The following is an 18,508-nucleotide window of genomic DNA, read 5'->3' on the forward strand; positions in this document are numbered from 1 at the left end:
CGCACCGCTGCGATCAGTTTTCGGGTACGAAGATCTTCAGGACCGCGTCGATATGCTCGTCGATCACGGCCTCGTCGGTCATGTCGACGCCGTAGAGCACCTTCATCTGCTGCGAGAGCACGAAGGGCATCTGACAGACCGATACGATGATGTAGAGCAGCGCGACCGGGGAAATGTCCGGCAGCAGCCCGGCTTCCATATATTTCCTGAGATGTGCCAGCGCCATTTCATGCCGCGGACGGATGAAGGTCTCGCTCATCCATTCCAGCCGCTCGCCGCCGGTGACCGATTCCGAAATCGTGATCAGGGCGTGGTTGACGTTGGCGGCGCTGTAGCGGGCGTAGCTGCGCAGATAGCGGCGCAGAAGTTCGGTCGGAGACTTGCCGTCCGTATCCTCGACAAGCGTCAGCTCCGCCTCTTCCGCGACCTCGTCGTACATCCGGCGAACGACTTCGCGCCACAGCTCTTCCTTGGTGCCGAAGTGGTAGCGGATGGCCGCGTGCGTGGTGTCCGCCGTCGCCGCGATGGCACGCGTATTGGCGCCTTCGAAGCCCTGCTTGGCGAACGCCTCGTAGGCTGCGTCGAGGATGCGCTCGCGCGTTTCCTCGGCCCGCGTCTGGACCAGTTCGCGCTTGCCCGCCGGTTTCTTCGCACCAGGTTTCGGCAATTCTTCATCCTCATGGATGGTCGCAGGATCGATTTCGGCCATCATGCTGGAAACGACAGGTCCGGCCAGTGCGCCGGGGTGTCAAGAAAGGCTGCCCTGTCCTCGTCGGTCCGGCTGCTCCCGGCGACATAAAAGGCGTGCCGGATGTTTTCAATCCGCCAGCTTTTCGATGCCACGTCGTAGTAGGCGAAGTCACGCGGGGTCAGCGTGAACGACACTGTCGCGCTGGCGCCGGGATCGAGCGTGATCCTCTCGAACCCGCGCAGCAGCTTGACCGGGCGACCGACTTCGGAGCCGGGAAAGCCGACATAGCATTGCGCGATCTCGTCCGCGCGAAGCGATCCGGTGTTGGTGACCTGAGCGCGCACGATAATCTCGTCGTCTGCCAGTTCGGCCTCGGCCGCGCCGTATTCGAACTGCGTGTAGCTGAGCCCGAAACCGAACGGGTAGGCCGCCTCGATCCCCTCGGCATCCAGCTTGGTATAGCCATGCAGGGGGCCATACTCGATCGCCAGCGCAGCCGGATCGAAGAAGGGCAGGTGATCCGCATCCCTGGGGACGGTGAAGGGCAGTTTGCCGCTGGGCACGCGTTCGCCGAAAAGCACGCGGGCGATGGCAGTGCCGCCTTCCATGCCCGAATACCAGGTCATCGCGATGGCGCCGACTTCCATGTGCCAGGCGTTCTTCATGATTGCGCTGCCGCCGACGAGCGCGACCGCAACCTTCGGATGCCGCGCGCCGATCCTGGCGATCAGCGTTTCGTCCTGGGGCTTGAGGCGCAGGTGATGGCGGTCGCCGCCGCTGGTCGAGAGCGCGTTGGGATCGTCATCCTCAAGCGCCTCGTCGCCGGGGATGAACTCCCCTTCCTCTCGCCAGGTGAAACCTTTTACGCACAACACCGCATCGGCATTTTCGGCGACTGCCACGGCGCGGTCGTGGTCCGACCCATCGTCGAACAGGATGTCGACATGCTCGCCCACCAGCCTGCGCAGACCTTCGAGGATCGTCACCGAATAGGGCGGCGTCACCCGGCTCGATCCCTTGTCGCCCAGGTTTTCGACATCGGCGAGCTGGCCGATGACCGCGAGCGATGAAAGGCTCTCCCTATCGAAAGGCAGGACGCCTTCGTTCTTGAGCAGGACGATGCTCTTCTCCGCCGCTTCGAGCGCGAGCGCGACGTGCTCTTCGCAGGCCAGGTGGTCGACCGAGTATTCCTGCGGATCGGGCTCGCGGGCGAAGCGCAACTGCGTGCGCAGGATGCGGCGCACTGAGTCGTCCACGCTCGCTTCGGACACTTCGCCCTCGTTGACCGCCGCGACCAGCCGCTTGCCGAACTTCACGCCCTCCGGGTTCTCGATATCGAGCCCGGCTTCGACCGCGTCGGGCCCGTGCACGCCCAGGACCCAGTCCGAATGGACGAAGCCCTTGAAGCCCCAGTCGTTCTTCAGAATGTCGGTCAGCAATTGCCGGTTATGCGCGCAGTAGTCGCCGTTGACCTTGTTGTACGCGCTCATCACCGAACCGCAGCCGGCATCCAGCGTGCGCTTGAAATGGGGGAGGTAGACTTCGCGCAGGGTCCGCTCGTCGATTGACACGTCGATCTTGAAGCGCGTGTTCTCCACGCTGTTGACCGCGAAGTGCTTCACCGTGGCGATTACGTTGTGGGTCTGGACGCCGCGGCACAGGGCCGCGCCGAATTCGCCCAGCTGGAACGGGTCCTCGCCATAGGTTTCCTGCGCGCGGCCCCAGCCGGGATGGCGCAGCAGGTTGATGCAGATATTGCCCGAGAGCGTGACGCCCAGCGCACGTGCCTCCACGCCCATCGCCCGGCCGATCCGTTCTTCCAGATCGAGGTCGAAGGTCGCCGCGCGGGCCATCGGCACGGGGAAGCAGGTGGTCGCTTCCTTGTGGCGCACGCCGCGCGGCCCGTCCGAGAAATAGAGCGGCTCGATCTCCAGCCGCTCGCACCCGCTGCCCGCCGCATAGGCACGCTGGCCGAACTGCCGGTTGTCGACCTGCGTGAAGTAGTAATGAAATCCGTGGCCGGACATCATGCGGACCTTCTCTTCGAGGGTCAGCTCCTCCAGCAGGCCGTCGATCTCGGCCTCGATCGCCGGATCGGGCTGCGCGGTATTGAAGTCTTCGAAAGGCATTCGGTATCAGGTCCCTTGATTGCGTGGCTGGCGGTCCGCGATGTCGCGCACGATCTGGCCGTGCAGGACGCGATCCAGCGGGAATTTGATGACGAGGGGCAGGCAGATCAGCCCGGTGGCGAGCGGCACGAGCGAGACGAGCGCCTTGATCCCGAACAGCGCAGTGGCCGTCTGCGGCTGGTTGGCAATGTAACCGAAGGCGTCGAGCAGCAGACCCGCCATCAGCGTTGCGAAGCCGAGCGACAGCTTTTGCGCGAAGGACACAGCGCCGAAGATGATCGCGTCTATCCTGACGCCGGTTTTCCATTCGCCGAATTCGACCGTGTCGGGGATGATCGCCCAGATGCTGAAATAGTGGGCCGCCCCGCCGATCGCGCCAAGCACGAAGAGCGGCGTCACCACCCCGACCTGCTGCACCGGATTGATGAACAGCAGGAATGTGCTGCAGATCGAGATGACGGTGCCGGCCAGCCAGACCCGGCGCTTGCCGAACCTCTGCGCAAGCACACCCCAAAGCGGCACGAAGATCATCAGCGAGACCGCCACGCTGACCAGCACCAGACCGGTCATATCCTCCGCATCGAGGTTGTACTTGAGGTAATAGAGGACACCCTTGTTGGCGACCGTCATGCCCGACATGCCGACGACGATGATCGCAAAGGCATAGAGGAAAGCAGAATTGCCGCGCAGGCCCGCAAACGTCTGCTTCAGCGAGGGGTGGCGGGGCGCCTCGAGCGGTCGGGCGGGTTCTCGGACCACCGTGCCGCACAGCAGGATCGCCACCAGCCCGAGCCCGGCGTAGATCATCGCGATCCGCTCGAACCCGAGCGCGAGATCGCCTGCCCCCAGCGCATCGGCACCGGCCCGGGTGAGTCCGGCAACCACCACGCCCGCGGCGGTGGCGAAGACCATCCGGTGCACCGCCAGCCTGCTGCGTTCGTCCGCATCGCTGGTCATGCTGGCGGAGAGCGAGCTGTAGGGAACGCTAACCACGGTGTAGCAGGTGCGAAACAGCAGCTGCGATCCGAAGGCGTAAGCCACCATCGCGCCCACGCCCGCTTCCGGAATGCTGAACATCAGCCAGAAGGAAATGCCCAGCGGCAGCGCGCCGAGCAGCAGGTAGGGCCGGAATTTCCCGAGCCTGCTGTTGGTCCGGCCGATCAGATACCCCGCCACCGGATCGGTCACCGCATCCCACAGCATCGCGCCGAAGATGATCGTGCCGGAAGCGATATTCGATAGCCCGATAACATCGGTATAAAAGAACATGGCGAACAGGTTCGTCGTGTTCCAGAATATATTGATCCCGAAATCGCCGACGCCAAATCCCAGTCGCCTGAAAAATCCGAGCCGTGAAGACGCCTCGTCCCTGGCGGCATATAATGCCTGATCCATATCTCTCCCTTCGGGCGTCTCCAGACTCCATTTAAGAGCCCGGCGCTCCGACAATTCATGGGAAGAGGGCCGCAACGCCGTCTCCCTGAAAATTTTTTCACATGACGACTGGCGCGCCAAGGTGGCCGGAGCTATAGGTTCAAAACCATCCAGTTGGAAGGAAAAAATTCAAGGGCTCGCAAGCCGACTGATTTCATTACGAAAATCAGCGACTTGCAGGGAGAGGTGACGGAAGCGATGGCTGTTGCAAGCCAATCTGAAGACGAGTCGCATGACGCAGCGCGCGCACCGCGCTGGCGCGTCTGGGCAATTCGCATCGTCCTTGCACTGCTCGTCCTTGCTGCGCTTTTGGCGGTCCTCGGCTTCGTCTGGCTGCGCTCCGACCTCCTCGACCGAATGGACCCGCCAGCGGCTTCCGCCCGACCGCCGCTTGCATCATATGCAGAGAATGCGCCCCGTACCGGCACGCCGCCGGACCTGTCGCGCACGCTGGGCACACTCGACGCCGCGACGCTCCTGAAGCCGCCTGCCCGCGTACGCCCGTGGACGCGCTGGTGGTGGCCGGGGGCGGATGTGAACCCGCAAGCCGCCTGCAAGCAGTTGCGCGCCCTGAAGGCGCAGGGCTTTGCCGGGGTGGAGATACAGCCCTTCACCGCCGACCTCGCGACGGTCGAAGACCCCGCCTGGCGCAACCGCATACGCGACACCGGATCGGCCGAATATCACCGCACGCTGCGCAAGGTTCTCGATTGCGCCGGGGATGCCGGCATGCAGGTCGATCTCACGCATTTGAGCGGATGGCCGGCGGGTGGACCGCAGGTCTCTGCGAGCGAGGGATTGAAGGAACTCGCCTTCTCGGAAGTGCAGGTGGATGGCGGAGACGACCTCGACATCGCAGTCCCTCTGCCATCGCCCGGCTTCAACGATTACCTGCTGGCCTTTGCGGAGCGCGATTTCGGCGAAGACCTGAGCAATTTTCTGCCACAGCTCGCGCAGCTGAAGGCGGTGGTCGCTGCGCCCGTGGTGGAGGGCGAGCGCGCCTTCAACGTGCTCGACGTCACCGATACGATCACGCTCGACGCCGAAAAGGTCATCGACCTGTCAGACAAGGTCGAGGACGGTCGGCTTGTCTGGACCGCGCCGGATGGCCGCTGGCAGATCGTGTTCGTCTACGTCATGCCCTCGGGCGAGGCACCGACCCTCACGGCGACACGCACCCCCGGTTTCGTGATCGACCATGCGGACGCCCCGGTGCTGCGCGCGCATTACGATTACGCCTTCGGATCGCGCACAGGGCTCTCACCCTATTATGGCGAGGCGCTGCGCGGCATTTTCAACGACAGCCTCGAGTTCAAGGTCGACCGGCTGGCTGCGAGCGATATCCTGCCCGAGTTCGCCAAGCGGCGCGGCTATTCGCTGACGCCCTACCTGCCCGCCGTATTTCAGGATTTTCAGGACAACTACTTCGTTCGCGAAGTGGGGCGGCGCTCGGCTGCTCCCGCATTCCGACTGACCGAAAACGACGAGCGCCTCCGTTACGATTATGCGCTGACCATGTCGGACCTGATGCGCGAGCGGTTCGTCGAGACCAGCGCACAGTGGGCCAATGCACGCGGGATGCTCTCACGCGGGCAGAGCTATGGCACCGATGTCGATACGATCCGGGCGCTGGGCGCGAACGATATTCCCGAGACGGAGCAGCTTTATGGCGGAGGCAGCCCGCTGTTCCTCAAGCTCGCGGGCGCGGCGGGGCTCCTGTACGACCGGCCCGTCGTCTCGGCGGAATCCTTCGTCTGGGCCAAAAGGGCCAACGCGATCACCCCGGCGCAGATCAAGGCGGCGGCGGACAAGGCATATCTCGCCGGCGTCAACGCGCTCGTGTGGCACGGCATTCCCTATGAATACACGCAAGGGCGCAATGGCGAGGCGCTTTCGCGCGAGTTTGGCCCGGCAGGCTGGTACCCGTTCACCGACGCGGCGGGCGGCTTCATCTTCTCCGGCAATTACGGGCGTGGAAGTTCTATCTGGTCTGCCCAGCCCGATCTGACCGGCTACATGGCGCGGGTCCAGAACCTGCTGCAGGCGGGCGAGGCGCAGGCCGATGTGCTGGTCTACTACCCCTTCCTCGGCTTCCCGCTGGAGATCGAGGATTCGGCGGCAGCGCGCGAGGACTTCCTGTTTGCAGGTGCGATGAGCGCCGAAGACCTGTTCGATCCGTCCGAACCGCTCTCGCTGCCCTTCGCCAGCTTCCCGGAAAAGCAAACCGACCCGCGGCTCGCCTGGATCGAGCGCGTGCTTCCCGCGCTGCGCGCGCTGGACAGGGCGGGCATCACCTGGACCTGGGCCAATGATCACGCGCTGCAATCTGCCGATCCGAGGGGCGGCGATGCGGCGGTGCTGGTCGCAGACGCACCACACATGCAGCCACAGACCGCCCGGGCCCTGCGCGCGGCAGCGCAGGATGGGCGCAAGGTCATCGTCTATGGCGATCCGCCCACGCGTCAGCCGGGGTTCAAGGATTTTGCGCGCAATGATCGCATCGTGGCGGGCGCCATGCGCGCAGTAGCGCAAGGGCATGCCGCCGCAACGCCCAAGGACCTGCTAAAGCAGATCGCACCGTCCGTCAGCATCGTATCGCAGGGCGATGTGCGCCGGATTACGCGCGATCTGGGGCGGGGCCGAATCGCGCACTTCCTCGCCAACCAGTCCACCACGCCGCAAGTTGCCAAGCTGCGCATGCGTGGCGCGGCGGGTGAAACCGTGACGCTGTTCGATCCGCTCGGCGGGAAAATCTGGTCGGCTATCGCCAACGAGCAGGGCGTCGTTGCGCTCAAACTTGGGCGGCTGGAATCGGTCTTCGTGATCCGTGGCGCGGATCCCATCGCCCAAACGTCCCAATGTGTTCCGGGCAACCAGCAATGGACCGCCCGCAAGCCGGAGCAATGGCGGGTCGCGGCAGGCGGCAGCTCGATGAAGGTCGCAGGGCCGCTGAAAGACCTGCGCCAGAGCAGGGCCTTCGCCGATGCCGCCGGGCCGGTGCGCTATCGCACCACGATCACGCTTGCCGCTGCGTCCGCGGGCCGTTGCGCCATGCTCGACCTCCAGCGCATCGAAGGAGCCGCGCGGGTAAGCGTCAACGGAAAGCCCGTGCCGCACTTCGTGCTGCCGCCCTTCCGCGTCGACCTCACCGGCAGGCTGCGGCGCGGCGCGAACACCATCGAGATCGAACTGGTCCCGCCGCTGCGCAACGCAATGGCTGCGAAGCAGGAGGGCGACGGGCTGATCGATGACGCCGCCGCGCTCTTCGTTCCGGTCGGCATCATCGGGGAACCGCGCCTGCTGATCGGCGCGCGGGATGGCCCTGGCAGGCGACGTTCGAGGGATTGAACTGCGGGCTGCGCCGCGGCGCCTTGCCCGGAGACAAAATAACACCGGCTGACAAAAGCCGGATTTGGGAGAGTGAAATGAAAGTCCAAGCAGCATTCTACGTGTCGTCGGCGGCCATCGCCCTGATCGCGCAACCTGCCTTCGCGCAGACCGAGCCGCTCGATGAAGAGGTCGTGGAAGACACCACGATTATCGTCACCGGCACCTCGATCAGGGGTGTGGCGCCCGTGGGCACCAATGTGCTGACCGTGGACGAGGAGAGCATCGCCGCCAGCGGCGCGACCGACACCAACGACATCCTCGCCTCGGTTCCGCAGGTGGCCTCGGCGTTCAACACCGTTCCCACCGTCCCTTCGCTGGGCGCGGCCATCACCTCGGTCACGCCCGCGCTGCGCAAGATCGGCGGCAGCAGTTCGGGGGGCACGACGCTCGTACTGCTCAATGGCCACCGTGGCCCCGGCGTAGGCGTGCTGGGCACGCCGTTCGATCCCGGCACCATTCCCGTCGCCGCGGTGGAGCGGGTCGAGGTGGTGCTCGACGGCGGGTCCTCGGTCTATGGGTCCGATGCCGTGGGCGGCGTGATCAATTTCATCACCCGCAGCAGCTTCGACGGGGTGCAGGTGTCGGGCGGGTACGGTTTCGCCGACGATTACCAGCAATATGATGCCAACCTGATCGCCGGGAAGACCTGGGAGGGCGGATCAGCCTACATCGCCTATTCGCATTCGTGGAACGACGCGCTGTTCGGTCGCGACCGCGACTATGTGCAGCAGATCAGCGCCAATACCGGCGGCTGTGCGCCGGGGACCGTCTCGATCGATCGCGGCGGCGTGGTGACCACCTACGCGCTGCCAGACCGCACGCCGGGCACGATCTCGCAGTGCGACAACACGGACAATGGGGCCTTCCTGCCCGAAGAGACGCTGCATTCGGTGTTGGGCAATGTCGATGTCGATCTGGGCCCGGGCGTCGCCTTCGACCTGGAGGTGCTCTATTCCAGTCGCACGACGCGCCAGACCTACGATCTGAACGGCGCAGGCGGATCGGCCAACTTCGCACAGTCGGGCATCATCACCGCAGCGAATCCCTACTACCAGCCGATCGCGCCCGATCCGCTGTTCCAGACCGTGAACTTCTCCTACGCGGGCGTCTTCAACGACAAGGGGCAGGTGGATCTGGACCTGTTCAATATCGCGCCCACCTTCACATTCGATCTGGGGGGCGGCTTCGAAGCGCGCGCGCTGCTGAGCTATGGCGAGACGCGGACCGAGTCCAACTCGCCATCGATCAACGCCGTCGCGCAGGAAGCCGCGCTGGCGGGCACCACCTTCGATACAGCACTCAATCCCTACGATCCGGGATCGAGCGACCCGGCGGTTCTCGCCGGCATCTACCAGAATTTCTACGGGCTGGCGGACCGCAGGCAGGCGATTGGCCGGCTGATCGTGGACGGCCCGCTGTTCGCGCTGCCGGGCGGAGACCTGCGCGTGGCGGCCGGGCTCGAAGGCATGCAGCAGCACATTGATGCGCGGTTCGGCAACGTGGCCGTCGGGGCGGAGAATACCGCCCCGCGCGCCGCGGGAGAGCGCGATGTCGTCTCGGCATTCGGCGAATTCGTCGCGCCGCTGTTCGGAGGTGCCAACGCCATGCCGGGGCTGCGGGAGCTGACCCTTTCCGCCTCCGTCCGCCACGACGATTACAGCGATTTCGGCAGCACCACGAACCCGAAGGTCGGCTTTGCGTACAGCCCGTTCGATGGGCTCAAGTTCCGGGGCAGCTACGGCACGTCGTTCAATGCGCCCAGCCTTGGCGACACGACCGGCGCGCCCGATTCGCGTGCGCAGATCATCCAGTTCAGCCCGTTCCGCGATCCCGCCGACCCGGAGATTCCCAACCTCCTGCGGCCCACCGTGATCCTGGCCGGGGGCAATCCCGACCTCGGTCCGCAGAAGGCTGAAACCTGGTCGCTCGGCGCCGAGGTGGAGCTGGGGGCGCTGCGCGCCTCGGGGACCTACTACAACATCGATTTCGAGGATCAGATCGCGATCGTTCCGTTCACGACGCCGGCGGTCTTCACCGGCCTGTATTCCTCTTTCGTGACGCGCAATCCCACGCTCGCGCAGCTGACCGCCGCGGTCGGTGATCTGCCGCTGGACGGCGCCTCATCGCTTGCCGCGCTCTATGCCGGGCCCTTTGGCGGCCCCTACGTTCTGTTCGATGCGCGCCGCCAGAACCTGGGGCGGGTCAAGGTCGACGGCATCGATTTCGCCGCCAATTTCGAGCAATCGCTGGGCAATGTCGGTGTCGACCTGGGTGTGACCGGCACCTATCTGCTCAATCGCAAGGTCGCCGCGCTCGCCGGACAGGCGCTGGTCGATGCGGTGGATCAGGAGAGCCGTCTGAACCTGCTCGCCTATGTCGGGCTGGGAACGCGAACGCTGCAGGGCCGGGTGGAGCTCAACCACAAGAGCGGGATCGAACTGGCCCTTCCGCTCACCGCCAATGGCGTGACGCAGACCGAGGTGGACGGCTTCACCACCGTCGATCTGTTTGCCGCGTACACTCTCGGGTCGTTTGCGGGCGGGCGCGATGCGCGCCTGACGCTCAATATCGACAACGTCTTCGATGCCGAACCGCCGTTCTACAACGCGGACCCGGGCTACACCAATGGCTCCACCCGGGGTCGGCTGGTGCAGATCGGGCTGAGCTTCGGCTTCTGAACCGGGAGGGCACTCTTGCAGGGCAGGTCGTCATGAAAATCGCGAACCACAAGTGGAAGTTGACCGTGGCTGGGTTGACCGCCCTTGTCCTGGCGGCCTGCTCTGCTCCCATTCCGGGCTTCGAGCGGATGGAGCGCCCGGAATTCGCCGCCGCCATCCCCCTGCCGTCGGGGGAAGACGCCGGGGAAGACGAGCAATGGTATCGGACCAAGGACAATCTGGTCGTCCGCAACGTCCGCCAGCCGGAACTGATCGCCTTCCTGCCCGAGCCCGAAAAGGCAACGGGCGCGGCGGTGCTCGTCCTGCCCGGCGGGGCGTTCCAGATTCTGTCCATGTCCACCGAGGGGACCGAGGTGGCCGAGCTTCTGGCCGATCGGGGAATCGCGGCCTTCGTGCTCAAGTACCGGCTGAACGAGACGCCGGGCAACGATCTGCTGTTCGCGGCGAAGATGGCGGGAATGCTGTCCAGCATTGGCGATGGCGCACCGATAGAAGTGAGCGAGCCCAGGGCCACCGCCGATGCGCTGGCGGCGTTGCGGTTGCTCGACGAAGACGCCGAGAGGTGGTCTCTGGACCGCGCGCGGATCGGCATGATCGGTTTTTCGGCGGGCGCGATGACTGCGCTGAATGTGGTGGAGGAAGGCAAGCCATGGGGGCCGGACTTCCTCGGTTACATCTATGGTCCGATGGATGCCGCGGTGACCGCGGATACCCTGCCTCCGATGCTGGCCGCCATCGCGCGCGACGACGAGCTGATCCACGATCGCACCTTCTCTCTCCCGCAGAGCTGGCGTGAGAAGGGCGGCGAGGCGGAACTGCTTGTCTACGAGGACGGCGGCCACGGCTTCGGGCTGGGGAAGACGGGCACCGACAGCGCGCGCTTCGAGGAAGACCTGCTGCAATGGCTGTCCCTGCAGGTCGCCCCTGCCGAATAGCGAGGCCGGGAAGGGCCGCGTGCGGGGTTCAGCGCGGGCGGTGCGCGGCCAGATCCATCGTCCGGTCGAAGATCGCGGGATCGGGTGGCCGATGGGTGACGGCGATGATGGTCATCGCCCGGGTCATGCTTTTAAGGTTGGCAAGGATGCGCGCTTCGGTGCGGTAATCGACCGCGCTGGTCGCTTCGTCGAGGATCAGCAGGCCGGGGCGGCGCAGGATCATCGCGGCAAGGAACAGCCGCTGGCGTTCACCGCCCGATAGCTGCATCCCCATCTCGCCCACGCGCGTATCCAGCCCCTGCGGGAGGCTTTCGACGAAGTCCCTCGCCGCAGTGATATCGAGCGCGTTCAGGATATCCTCGTCGCTCGCCTCGCTGCCGCTCCAGAGAAGGTTTTCGCGGATGCTGGTATCGAACAGCACCGGGTCCTGCGTGGCGTAGGAAAGCGCGGCGCGCAGGCCATCGCGGCCCAGTTCCTCCCCCCCGGCGCGCCATGCCCGCACCGTGCCGGTATCGGGCCGCACGATCCCGGTGACCAGATCGAGCACGGTGGTCTTGCCCACGCCCGTCGGGCCGAGCAGCGCCACCATCGTGCCGGGTGCGATCTTCATGGAAAGGTCCTGGAGCACCGGGGCGCCCGACGAACGATAGGCAAACGAGACGGAGCGCAACTCCACGCCGATGCCCCCCTCCCGCGCAGAGGACCGAGTCGGTTCAGCCTGTTGGGCGGAGTGATCGCGGATCGAAGCGCTCAGCGAGGCATCGACCGCGATCACATTCTCGAACGCGGGCAGGGTGTTCGCCATGGCCTGGACGCTGCCCACAAGGGCGAAGACCGGCGGGGTGATCCGCAGGATGATGGCGAGGAAAACGATCAGGATTGCAGGGGCGGTGCCGAACACCAGCAGCCCCAGCGCCAGCAGCACGAAGAGAAGGGCCGCCGATCCCAGCTGCAGCGCCAGCTGCACGTTCGCCTGGTTCCTGGAGAAAGCGAGCATATTGTCCGATATCGCCTCGGCGATCTGCTTCATCCGGCGCCCGAAATCCCGGTGGGGATGGATTTTCGTCGTCTTCAGTCCGGCAAGGTAATCGTTGAGATCGCTGTATTGCCGCCTCGCATTCTCCACCTGGACTGCGCCGCGTTTTCTTGACGTGGTCAGCAGCGCTTTGCGGAGAGGCAGCAGGGCGGCGATCGCTATCGCCAGAAACACTGTCGCCAGAGCGGGAGCGATAGCGAACGCCACGCATATCTGGGCAAGGATCAGCGCCACTCCGGTCGAACTGCGGATCGTGCTTTCGGCGCCATAGGCGATGCGGCCCACATCCTCTGTGAGAACATGCTGTATCTCGTACTGCTTGTGATCGAGCGCGTTCTGCCAGTCGGCCTGGTCGAGCGCGGCGAACAGGCGAATTCGCCAGTGCCTCACGAAGCCTTGCGATACCCGCGCAAGCTGCATCGTGCGGAACCATGCGATCGTGCTCCGTGCGAGGACGAGTACGGAGAAGAGCGCGCCCGCAAAGACAAGCAGCACGCTTTCGTCCCCGAAGCCGGAGCGGCGGAGCAGGTCCGCGACACGATCGCCCGTTCCGCTGCCCGAGATGCCGAGGAAGACCTCAAGCACCGGTACCAGCGACAGCGCAAGCAGCCCTTCGACCAGTGCGCCCGCAAGGGTCAGCGCCGTAGCGACGAGAACGCCCTTGCGGTCGATCGCGAAGAAGGACCGCAGGTAGAGAAGGAAGGTTCCGAACATCGCCGGCACCGGTGCCACAGATCGGCAGGCAGGTGAAACGCTGCGGGCGTTTGCCCGGATGGCAATACCCGGCTTTCAAGACCTCGTGGCCCCGCAGCGGTACGCAAGGGGCCGCGAACCATGTCTTCTCGGATAAGGGGCATTCCGGGTGCGGGATTGCTCGACCAAGCAGGGCCGATTTTCGACAAACCGTAAATGCCCGGCTTGATTGCCTGCGAGAGCCTGCCATTGTCCCGATCGTCAGGGGGGCAGTGGGAATGGATTACATGAACGCGACGAGGATCGGGGGGCGCCGTGCGGCTCCGCTCGTGGCCGTGGCGATTCTCCTTGCCCTTGGCGGATGCGCCACCCTGTCCGAAGCGCCGCCCCCGCTCGAGCAAGTCCAGCCCGTTCCCGGAAGCTGGGCGATAGCCGACGCCACGGGGCCGGAGATCGAGCTGCAGGCCTACTGGCAATTGCTGGACGATCCGCTGATCGACGACTTCGTGGCGCGTGCCCGGTCCGACAATCTGGACCTCGCGCAGGCCGTCACTCGCCTGCGTGCGGCCCGTGCCCGCCTGCGCGAATCGCGTTCGGGCCGTCTCCCCTCGGTCAGCGCCAACGCGGGCGTAGGCCGCGATGTGGGCGACCTGGCGCAGGACGATCTGCAACTGGTGCTCGGCGCCGATATTGCATGGGAGGCGGACCTCTTCGGTCGCATTTCGAACTCGGTCGAAGCATCGCAGGCGGATCTGCGCGCCGCCGGATATTCGCTTGCCGATCTGGAGCGCGTGATCGTGGCCTCGGTCGCGACGCAGACGATCACCGCCCGCTCGCTCGCCCGGCAGCTGGAGATTTCGCGCGACACGCTCGCCAATCAGGACGACAATCTGCAGATCGCGCGCTGGCGCAACCAGGCGGGGCTGGTCTCCAGCCTCGACGTGGAGCAGGCACGCACGCAGCGCGCGCAGACCCTGGCGACCATCCCGCAGCTCGAAAGCAATCTGGTCGCCACCGCGAACGCGATCTCGACGCTGATCGGAGAGCCGCCGGGGGCGGTCTACGAACAGCTGATTGCCGAGCCGCGCGAGGTGCCCGTGCCCCCGCTTCAGGTCGGCCTGTCAGCGCCTGCGGACATGCTGCGCCGCCGGCCGGACGTGAGCGCGGCCGAAGCCCAGCTGGCGGGCGATCTGGCACGCACCGGAATTGCGCGGGCGCAGCTTTACCCCGCGCTGCGCCTGACCGGATCGGTCGGCAGCACCGCGCTGGGGATCGACAATCTGCTCGATGTCATCACCGGCAACGTGTTTGCAGGGCTCACCCAGCTGCTGTTCGACGGCGGGCGCACGCGTGCGCAGATCGCCGCGGCGGAGGCCATCGCGGACGGATCGCTCGCCGCGTGGCGGCAGAGCATCCTCGTCGCGCTGGAAGATGTCGAGACCGCAGCCGTCGACCTGGACGCCAGCGATCAGCGCGTTGCCGCCTTCGTGGAGGCGAGCGATGGCGCCCGCAACGCCGCCATCCTCGCCCGCAGCCAGTACGAGGCCGGGCTGATCGACTTTCAGCGTTTGCTCACCGTCGAGAGCTCTCTTCTTGGCGCGCGCACCGCCGAAGTTTCCGCAGAAGCATCCCGCGCGATCGCCTTCGTCAGCCTTGCGCGCGCGCTGGGCGGCGGCTGGCGCTCGCCCCAGACCATCCAGGCGGATATCGCCACAGGACCGCAAGAGCCATGACCGATCCCGACACCGCCTCGCCCGAAAAGGTCGACGAATTTCTCGGCGAAAAGCCCCGCCCGCGCTGGCGTCGGTGGATGAAATACTGGGTGCCCGCGCTGATCGTGATCGCGCTGTTGCTGTTGGTATCGACCTGTTCCGGCGGCAGCGAGGGCCCGACCTACATCACCGAGGAAGTCGAACGGGAATCGCTGGATCTGACGGTCACGGCGACGGGCAACCTGCGGCCGACCAACCAGGTCACGGTCGGCTCTGAAGTGAACGGCCCGGTCGAGCGCGTGCTGGTCGACGTCAACGACCGGGTCACGCGCGGGCAGGTCATCGCGGTCATCAATACCGAAATCATCGACCAGCAGATCGCGCAGTCGCGCGCCAACCTCAACGCGGCGCGCGCCAGCCTGGCGCAGGCGCGTGCCACTCTGGATGTGGACACCGCGCAGCTGCAACGTCTGGAGGAGGTCCGGCGGCTGTCGGACGGGCGCGTGCCTTCGCAGGTGGAACTGGAGCAGGCGCAGGCCGCCGTCTCGCGCGACCGGGCGGCGGTCGCCTCCGCGCGGGCCAATATCGAGGCCGCGCAGGCCAGCCTGCAGGCCAACCTCACCACCCGTAGCCGCGCGGTGATCCGCGCGCCCGTGACCGGCGTGGTTCTCGCCCGCCAGATCGAGCCGGGGCAGACCGTGGTCGCCAGCTTCAACACGGTGACGCTGTTCGTCATCGCCGAGGATCTTTCCGCGATGCAGCTGCGCGTGGGTATCGACGAGGCGGATGTCGGCCAGGTCGAGGCCGGGCAGCGCGCAAGCTTCACCGTCGATGCCTATCCGGGGCGCCGCTTCCCGGCGCGGGTGGAGCGCGTCGATCTTGCGTCGGGCAACACCGTGGAAGGCGCGGCCGCAGGCGGCAATTCGGTCGTCAGTTACGAGGCGCGGCTGGCGGTGGACAATCCTGAAGGCCTGCTGCGGCCCGGGATGACCGCCACGGCCACCATCGCCACCCAGTCCACCGGCCAGGCGCTACTGGTGCCCAACGCCGCGCTGCGCTTCCGGCCGGACGAGCAGCAGGCGAGCGGTGGCGGCGTCTTCAATCCGCAGATCGGGCTGGAAGAGCAGGAACAGCAGTCCGGCATCGGTGCGGGCAGTCGCCAGCAGGTGCATGTGATCGAGGAAGACGGCACGCTGCGGGCGATCGAGGTCGTTACCGGGCAGAGCGACGGCCGCCGCACGGTGGTGCGCTCCGCCGATCTCAAGCCGGGCATGGAAGTCGTCACCGGGGTGCGGGCCCAGGGCGAATGAACGCGCCATCGCCCCCGGAGCCGCTGATAGAGCTGGAAGGCATCACCAAGGTCTTCGGCACGGGCAGCGCGGCGTTCCAGGCCCTCAAGGGTGTGGACCTGAAAATCGATCGCGGGCAGTTCGTGGCGATCATGGGTCCCTCGGGCTCCGGCAAATCGACCACGATGAACATTCTGGGCTGCCTCGACGTGCCGACCGACGGTATCTTCCGCTTCAAGGGCGTCGAGGTGCAGAAGCTCGACCGCGACCAGCGCAGCCTGTTGCGGCGCAAGTATCTGGGCTTCGTGTTCCAGGGCTTCAATCTGCTGGCGCGGACCACCGCGCTCGAGAACGTGGAACTGCCCCTGCTCTATCGCGGGGAGAAGAAGTCCGTCCGGCAGGAGGCCGCGATGCGCAGCCTCGATGCGGTGGGGCTTGGCCCGTGGGCCAGCCACACCCCGGCGGAACTTTCGGGCGGCCAGCAGCAGCGCGTGGCCATCGCCCGCGCGCTCGTCACCGATCCGGACGTTCTGCTCGCGGACGAGCCGACCGGCAATCTCGATAGCGAACGCTCGGTCGAGATCATGGAGCTGCTGCGCAGGCTGAATGCCGAGGGCATTACCGTGCTGATGGTGACGCACGAGGAAGAAATGGCGGCCTTCGCGAAGACCATCGTGCATTTCCGCGACGGGCTGGTCGAGAGGATCGAACGCGGTGCGCGCAGCATGGAGGTGCCTGCCTGATGCTGGGCGCAACCTTCCTGCTCGCCCTGCGTGAGATACGGCGCCACATCCTGCGCTCTATCCTGACGACGCTGGGCATCATTATCGGCGTCGCCGCCGTGGTGACCATGGTGACGCTGGGCAATGGCGTGACCGCGAGCGTGCAGGACGAGATTTCTTCGCTGGGGGCGAGCAACTTCATCGTCTTCCCCGTGCGGACCGATCGCGGCACGCTGCGCCCGTTCGATCAGGACGATGTCGACGCGGTGCAGCGCCAGATCGCCGGGGTGACGGTGGCGGCGGGCAACGTGACCGCCAATGTCACCGCCTTTCACAACGGGCAGGACTGGGACACGAGCGTAACCGGCGCGAACAGGGCTTTTCTGGAGGCGCAGACGGTTGAGGTGACGGAGGGCCGGGCCTTCACGCGCGACGAGGAGACTGCGGGCAAGAACGTGTGCCTGCTGGGTGTGAAGGTGCGCGAGGAAATCTTCCTGCCCGATGTCTCTCCACTGGGCGAACAGATGCGACTGAACGATGTCTCCTGCACCGTGGTCGGCGTGCTGGAAGAGCGCGGGCAGGGTGCCAGTGGCGCGGACGACAACGACACGGTGTTCATGCCGCTCAAGACGGTTCAGCGGCGGTTTCGGGGCAATGACGATCTCGATTTCTTCGTCCTCAAGTACGACGCGGCCTATGCCTCTTCCGCGATCCAGGATTCGCTGGTCGACCTGCTGCGCGAACGGCGCCTGCTGCGCGATGCGGAAGCCAACGACTTCAACGTCATCGACACCGCTCAGGTGAACGATGCGCTCGGCTCCGTTACCGGGGCCCTCACCGCGATGGTGGCGGTGATCGCCTCGATCAGCCTGCTGGTGGGCGGGATCGGGATCATGAACATCATGCTCGTTTCCGTGACCGAGCGGACCCGGGAAATCGGCATTCGGCTGGCGATCGGAGCGCTGGCGCGCGAGGTGCGGCTGCAATTCCTCACCGAGGCCGTGGTGCTGTGCGCGCTGGGCGGGCTGGTCGGCCTGCTCCTCGCCTTTCTTGCCTCGATCTCGCTCGCCTCGGCAATCGAGGTGCCCTTCGTCTTCGATCCGACGATCAATATCCTCGCGCTCGCCTTCTGCGCCTTCATGGGGATCGTCTTCGGCTATTACCCGGCGCGCCGCGCCTCCCAGCTGGACCCGATCGAGGCGCTGAGACACGAGTGATGGGCCGCCGCCGGTGCGATGTCGCAGCGGCAAAGAGCGTGATTGTCGACGATTCTGATCAGCTTGTCGCCCAGAGCTCGGGCGCCTAGCGCGGCGTATCTTCGGCGAATTCGGGGCCGGGGCGCAACTTCCTCTCCCGAGCCAGGCGTACCATGTTGCGATAGGCGTCCCGCAGGCGTTCGTGGGATCGGACCAGCGCCTCTTCCCGCGCAGCCAGCGCGTCGAGATCGGCACCGGGTTCGCGCAGATCGCTCCGGTAGCGGTGCAGCGCCGCGATGTGCCGGTTGAAGGCGCTGTCGGGCTCCAGCTGCGGGAGCGGCCGACTGAATTGGGCGCTCATCTCTTCGAATGACGCCATCCACTCTTCGCTTTCCGCGATCATATCGGTGCCCTGCTCCATCAGCGATTGCCGTTCCTGCTGCGTAGCATGCGTAGCCGAAGCGCAACCCGGCAGCGCGAAGGCGGGCACGCTTGCGGCAAGGGCGAAAAGGAAGAATGGTTTCATCATCGGGCACCCGTGTTGTGCTGCAAGGATAACATGAGCAGGCTCCGATCCGGAGACAAAAAAAGGGCGGCCTTCCC

12 protein-coding genes are annotated in these 18,508 nt (G+C 65.8%); 7 read left to right on the top strand and 5 right to left on the bottom strand.

The annotated features are described in order from the left end of the window. Positions 1-13: 13 nt before the first annotated feature. Genes ADAD_RS16265 through ADAD_RS0101480 form a run of 3 tightly spaced genes read right to left on the bottom strand, consistent with a single transcriptional unit; the run spans position 14 to position 4,215 of the window. Complete coding sequence (locus ADAD_RS16265; RefSeq protein WP_050803656.1) at positions 14-712, bottom strand: TetR/AcrR family transcriptional regulator; 699 nt, start codon at positions 710-712, stop codon at positions 14-16. Beyond that, positions 709-2,820 (bottom strand): beta-glucosidase family protein, encoded by a 2,112-nt coding sequence (locus tag ADAD_RS15350; protein WP_010408500.1) that lies wholly within the window; start codon positions 2,818-2,820, stop codon positions 709-711. Before ADAD_RS15350 ends, ADAD_RS16265 begins: the two co-directional genes overlap by 4 nt. A gap of 6 nt (positions 2,821-2,826) precedes the next feature. Continuing rightward, positions 2,827-4,215: an MFS transporter gene (locus tag ADAD_RS0101480; protein ID WP_010408504.1), complete on the bottom strand. Its 1,389-nt coding sequence runs from the start codon at positions 4,213-4,215 to the stop codon at positions 2,827-2,829. 237 nt (positions 4,216-4,452) lie between these two features. Here ADAD_RS0101480 and ADAD_RS0101485 point away from each other — a divergent pair, with 237 nt between their 5' ends. From ADAD_RS0101485 to ADAD_RS15355, 3 genes are all read left to right on the top strand, one after another. After that, positions 4,453-7,602, top strand: coding sequence for a glycosyl hydrolase (locus tag ADAD_RS0101485; RefSeq protein ID WP_139020292.1), 3,150 nt, complete (start codon positions 4,453-4,455; stop codon positions 7,600-7,602). A gap of 77 nt (positions 7,603-7,679) precedes the next feature. Further along, a complete protein-coding gene (locus ADAD_RS0101490) occupies positions 7,680-10,322 on the top strand; it encodes a TonB-dependent receptor domain-containing protein (protein ID WP_010408508.1) in 2,643 nt (880 codons plus the stop codon). Between the two features lie 32 nt (positions 10,323-10,354). Then, entirely contained in the window at positions 10,355-11,257 is a 903-nt protein-coding gene (locus ADAD_RS15355) for an alpha/beta hydrolase (protein WP_010408510.1), read from the top strand. A 28-nt stretch (positions 11,258-11,285) separates the two neighbouring features. Here the strand turns inward: ADAD_RS15355 and ADAD_RS0101500 are convergent, their stop codons facing one another. Continuing rightward, positions 11,286-13,007, bottom strand: coding sequence for an ABC transporter ATP-binding protein (locus tag ADAD_RS0101500; RefSeq protein WP_029139819.1), 1,722 nt, complete (start codon positions 13,005-13,007; stop codon positions 11,286-11,288). A gap of 266 nt (positions 13,008-13,273) precedes the next feature. Between ADAD_RS0101500 and ADAD_RS0101505 the strand changes: the two genes are divergently transcribed. The 4 genes from ADAD_RS0101505 to ADAD_RS0101520 are packed head-to-tail and all read left to right on the top strand — an operon-like array spanning position 13,274 to position 17,926. Next, on the top strand, positions 13,274-14,719 hold the full coding sequence (locus tag ADAD_RS0101505; RefSeq protein WP_033193123.1) for an efflux transporter outer membrane subunit: 1,446 nt from the start codon (positions 13,274-13,276) through the stop codon (positions 14,717-14,719). After that, positions 14,716-16,008, top strand: a complete 1,293-nt coding sequence (locus ADAD_RS0101510) for an efflux RND transporter periplasmic adaptor subunit (RefSeq protein WP_010408515.1) — start codon at positions 14,716-14,718, stop codon at positions 16,006-16,008. Before ADAD_RS0101505 ends, ADAD_RS0101510 begins: the two co-directional genes overlap by 4 nt. Further along, complete coding sequence (locus ADAD_RS0101515; RefSeq protein WP_010408517.1) at positions 16,005-16,730, top strand: ABC transporter ATP-binding protein; 726 nt, start codon at positions 16,005-16,007, stop codon at positions 16,728-16,730. The genes ADAD_RS0101510 and ADAD_RS0101515 overlap by 4 nt, the downstream gene beginning before the upstream one ends. After that, a complete protein-coding gene (locus tag ADAD_RS0101520) occupies positions 16,730-17,926 on the top strand; it encodes an ABC transporter permease (protein WP_010408520.1) in 1,197 nt (398 codons plus the stop codon). Before ADAD_RS0101515 ends, ADAD_RS0101520 begins: the two co-directional genes overlap by 1 nt. Before the next feature lie 85 nt (positions 17,927-18,011). Here ADAD_RS0101520 and ADAD_RS0101525 read toward each other — a convergent pair whose 3' ends face one another. Beyond that, on the bottom strand, positions 18,012-18,434 hold the full coding sequence (locus tag ADAD_RS0101525; RefSeq protein ID WP_010408522.1) for a hypothetical protein: 423 nt from the start codon (positions 18,432-18,434) through the stop codon (positions 18,012-18,014). Between the last annotated feature and the right edge of the window lie 74 nt (positions 18,435-18,508).

The sequence above is a fragment of the Citromicrobium sp. JLT1363 genome, from assembly GCF_000186705.1.
In the GTDB taxonomy this organism is placed as follows: domain Bacteria; phylum Pseudomonadota; class Alphaproteobacteria; order Sphingomonadales; family Sphingomonadaceae; genus Alteriqipengyuania.